The sequence below is a fragment of the Blautia ammoniilytica genome (genome assembly GCF_025566965.1).
In the GTDB taxonomy this organism is placed as follows: Bacteria; Bacillota; Clostridia; order Lachnospirales; family Lachnospiraceae; genus Blautia_A; species Blautia_A ammoniilytica.
Genome location: NZ_JAOQJL010000060.1, coordinates 1 through 3,832, shown reverse-complemented (window position 1 = coordinate 3,832; position 3,832 = coordinate 1). Strand labels below are relative to the sequence as shown.

Genomic DNA, 3,832 nt, shown 5'->3' with positions numbered 1-3,832 from the left:
GGCAGACACTCCCTCTGCTCTTCCTTCTGCTCTTCCTTCTTCTCTTCCTTCTTCTCTTCCAGCTGCTCTTCCCTTTTCCTCTATGCCAAGAATCCCTTTACAAACATTCACCTTTTCTCCCCTGGCTTCCTTTTCTATCTTCATTCCCGTCATCTCCTCCATCACTCGAACAGCTTTTCTGTCCACAGTTGCAAATGCGGCGTTCGCTTTTACAAGCCTTTCCAGTTTTTCTGCATCCTCAGAATACTTAATAAACTGCATCACTTCCCGAAAATTAGAGGTAAAGTGCTCCAGCTCCTCTTCGCTCATTTCCCCTGGTGCAATTAGATTGATCCGATAATCCGGAACCAATGACAAAATCTTTTCATCCTGCACTGCCAGCATCTCATGGAGAGACCTTGGTGCCTCCCAGTTGTCAGCCCCAAAATACACCACAACTGTTATGATTGGGAGCAATCTGTCTTCCTTGTAAAAGCCTGAAAGGAACTCTGCCGGATCCGGTTTCTTCTCCTTTGGATTCTTCTTCCGCAATGCCTCTCTGTGGGAAGACTCCGCTTTCTGTACCTGTGCCGCATATTCCAGAGAATCATAAACCATGTTTTTCACTGGCATTGCGTAATGGACATTTGACTGGTTTTCCACTCCCAGGAGCAGATACACCGCATTTTCATCCTTCATCGCACACAGAATCTTGAACACATCCCGGTATTTCTGATAAGGCACCTCCGCCCCGTCAGCTCCATAAGGGATCACCACACTGGCCGTATCCAGTTCCTTTAAATTCTTAGGGTCAATGACCTTTTCTCCTTGGTAGATCATATGGTTGAACACATCCGCAAAGACCTCTGTGTCTTCCATGTACTCTTTTGTGATGATATCCTTTCTTCCCATGGATTCACCACCTTCTATGATTTGTTTTTCAGAAGAGCTTATGTAAATCAAAATCTCCTATGATATATATAGGATAACATACTGTTTCCTATTCCGAAAGAAAAATATACGGAAAATGTATAAAATTCATTTCATAAGTTTTTAATCGTATTTTTAGGAAGTCCCTCATTGACAGATCATAAATCCAGGAATGCGTACCTTTTATCTATTTCCATTTAATTGAATACATTCCTGAAACAGATGGTTTCTTCCTCACAACCTTCAGATAATAGGTTCCTGGCTCCAGGCTGTGCTCATATTTATCTCCCATCCAGTCCGTATATGTAGTATCATAGCTCCACATATAAGAATCTTTTGTACGAATTCCCGGTCCTATCAGATATATCCACATTGCTCCTGTACCATATGAAGTAAAACTCAGCTTGATCTTCTTTCTCTTTGTCAGCTTCAGCTTATACCAATGCGTTTTTTTCTCATTCTGATAGAAAAAGCCAGAAACGCTTTTCCCAGCTTTTACAGGCTTCGCTCTATTTTTTGAAGTTGCAGGCTTCCGGGAACAATATTTATAATCCAGATGAAGTTTGTATCCATCAAATCCAATATACCTGAGATAATAAGTTCCAGGCTTTACCAGAAAATAAGAATAATCCCAATAACCATGCTTATCCTCTTTTTCACTTTCACTGTAATCTTTAATATTCATGATTACTTTCTTGTCACTATTACAAAGTGCAAAGTCCCCATGCATTTTATCAGCCCAATATGATCCTGCGAAATAGTAGGAATCTCCATAAATTTCAATTAGTGCTGTTTTGGACACTGAAAATTTATGATATACCACATAATCCTCTATATCAGAATAATCAGCCATATCTTCCCCATTGAAGAAATACTTTCCTTCTGCAATTTTCTGCATATCAACAGTTTTGTTAAATGCATATGCATGGGCTGTAAATGGCATAAAAACAAGCATCGCAAACAGTACCAGCAATGAATATCCTATTTTTTTGAAATGTATTTTCATAACCTCTCACTCCATTCTGATTATATAAAGCGATATCATAAGCTCTTTTGTTTATTTACATTTTTTTCTGCCATACCTGATCAGCATTACAAATAATACAATCACATATAAAGCAGATATTGCTCCCCCGATAAACCATTCTTTCGGACGGAATTTCATGACGATCGTATGCGTTCCCTTTGATACATGAAGTCCCATAAAACAGTTATTAATTGTGGCAATTTCTGTTTTCTCGCCATCTACATAAGCTGTCCATCCTTTATGCTTCGCCTGAAGAACTGTAACATAACCTTCTGTTGGCGCATCAACCGTCATCTGGATACTGTTAAATCCAAACCAGGAAACATCCACAATATTATCTGTGGTCATTCTTTCTGTCTGAATCAATTCTGCATTAGCAGGAACCTGCCCATCCATAGTAACACTGGCCTGCTGATACACTTTATCCAAAGATGGGAAATAAATATCTGTATAGAAGCGGCCATCTTGTTCAGTCAATGTATAATCCCCGCTGACTGTCTGATGATTACCCTCACTGTCCATGAAATCAACAGCCATCGAAATGGTATCCGTTTCCTTTGTATCCCAATAAAGTCTGACTCTTCCTGTTTGATTCTCTCCAGCTTGCATGTTCCCATCTACTGCAAATCCATTGTCGGTCTGTGTCAGATTTAACGCATCCTGTGCTGTAATCTTAGGATTTAATGTCTGATATTCCCGAATTTGTTCCTCCAGCCCCTGATCCGTATATATCTGCTCCGATGTATTTCCACCTCTTGAAACCCATTCATCATAACTTATATTATCTGGCGTGATCACATGATTTGAGAAATATACTTCCGGGTTCTGCTCTATGATATTTCTGAAATATGTCTGTTTAAAATCATTTGTGGCTTTTAGAAGAAATGAACAGTATCCTTCCTCATCAAAGGTCTGGTTAAATACAACCTGCTGACTGTTCAATCCGCTGGTGCTTCTGGTATGCCCTGCAAAATTCACACCTCTCTTACGTTTTTCATACAAATTGAATTCACGATCAATATTCTTTTGCGTTGCCACATCCCAGCTATACTGCCCCTGTGGATATCTGGCGATCGTAATCGGCAATTCTCCAAGAAAACATGTAAAAACCTCTATCACTACAATGCCTGTAACCAGAATCTTTCTCCAGATCATAACAACCTGTCTGGTATATACCATATAAAATACACCCAGATATACAAGTAATATTACCCCAAGACGCATCATTGTTTCCGCAAAAGTCTTAATATTAGCCGCATCCTGCATCCCATCTACATTATGAAGATATTCTGTTACCGCAGCTGCACTTCCTACCCCAATGATTATGATCATCAGCCCAAAAGTAAATAGCAATACCTTTTTTGCAATTTTTCCTGTCTGAAGTATATCCTGTAATACAGGTGCAAGACAAAGCAAAACAAACATTGCAACAAAAATCCTGTTCAATGTTGGAAATCGAAAACTGGAATACATTGGAACAAATCGGTACAATAAAGCGTGCAAAAACGAATTTTCGCCAAAGCATAATAAAAAAGCAGCTACAGCCAAACTCAGATAAACTTTTTTATTCTTTTGCTTTCTGGCAAAAATCATTGGCATTAATAAAACCGTGATAATACCCATATAATAATTGGTCATGCTTGGCTCGCCAATATTAATGTAACTATAGGTCTTCGGTAAAATGAATGAGAGATAAGCCATGGAAGAAAAGCCGGAAGGTTGAACCCCTAACCCATTGCCTCTGGTAATTAACGACATATTGCTTAGAAATGGTAGCAGGATAACTGCTCCTGCCAAAACTGCAAATTCTGCTCGAACGGTACGCCTATTCTGAAATCAGCGGTACATTCATTCTGATTTAGCGGTACGCGTTTTCTGCTCAAAACGGTACGTTTT

Annotated in this window: 3 protein-coding genes; all 3 read right to left on the bottom strand. The window is 39.4% G+C overall.

Annotated elements, in window-relative coordinates; all coding sequences use genetic code 11:
- On the bottom strand, window positions 1-891 hold an 891-nt coding region (locus OCV61_RS17855; RefSeq protein ID WP_158422891.1), incomplete at its 3' end, for an Rpn family recombination-promoting nuclease/putative transposase.
- A gap of 205 nt (window positions 892-1,096) precedes the next feature.
- The gene (locus tag OCV61_RS17850) at window positions 1,097-1,915 is read right to left on the bottom strand and encodes a hypothetical protein (RefSeq protein ID WP_158422888.1); all 819 of its coding nucleotides are present in this window, start codon (window positions 1,913-1,915) and stop codon (window positions 1,097-1,099) included.
- Between the two features lie 51 nt (window positions 1,916-1,966).
- A complete protein-coding gene (locus OCV61_RS17845) occupies window positions 1,967-3,361 on the bottom strand; it encodes a YfhO family protein (protein ID WP_262583386.1) in 1,395 nt (464 codons plus the stop codon).
- Between the last annotated feature and the right edge of the window lie 471 nt (window positions 3,362-3,832).

Bases quoted from the DNA above. Each gene is read 5' to 3' on its own strand.
- OCV61_RS17850 (WP_158422888.1), bottom strand. From the start codon at position 1,915: ATGAAAATACATTTCAAAAAAATAGGATATTCATTGCTGGTACTGTTT.
- OCV61_RS17845 (WP_262583386.1), bottom strand. From the start codon at position 3,361: ATGTTTGTTTTGCTTTGTCTTGCACCTGTATTACAGGATATACTTCAG.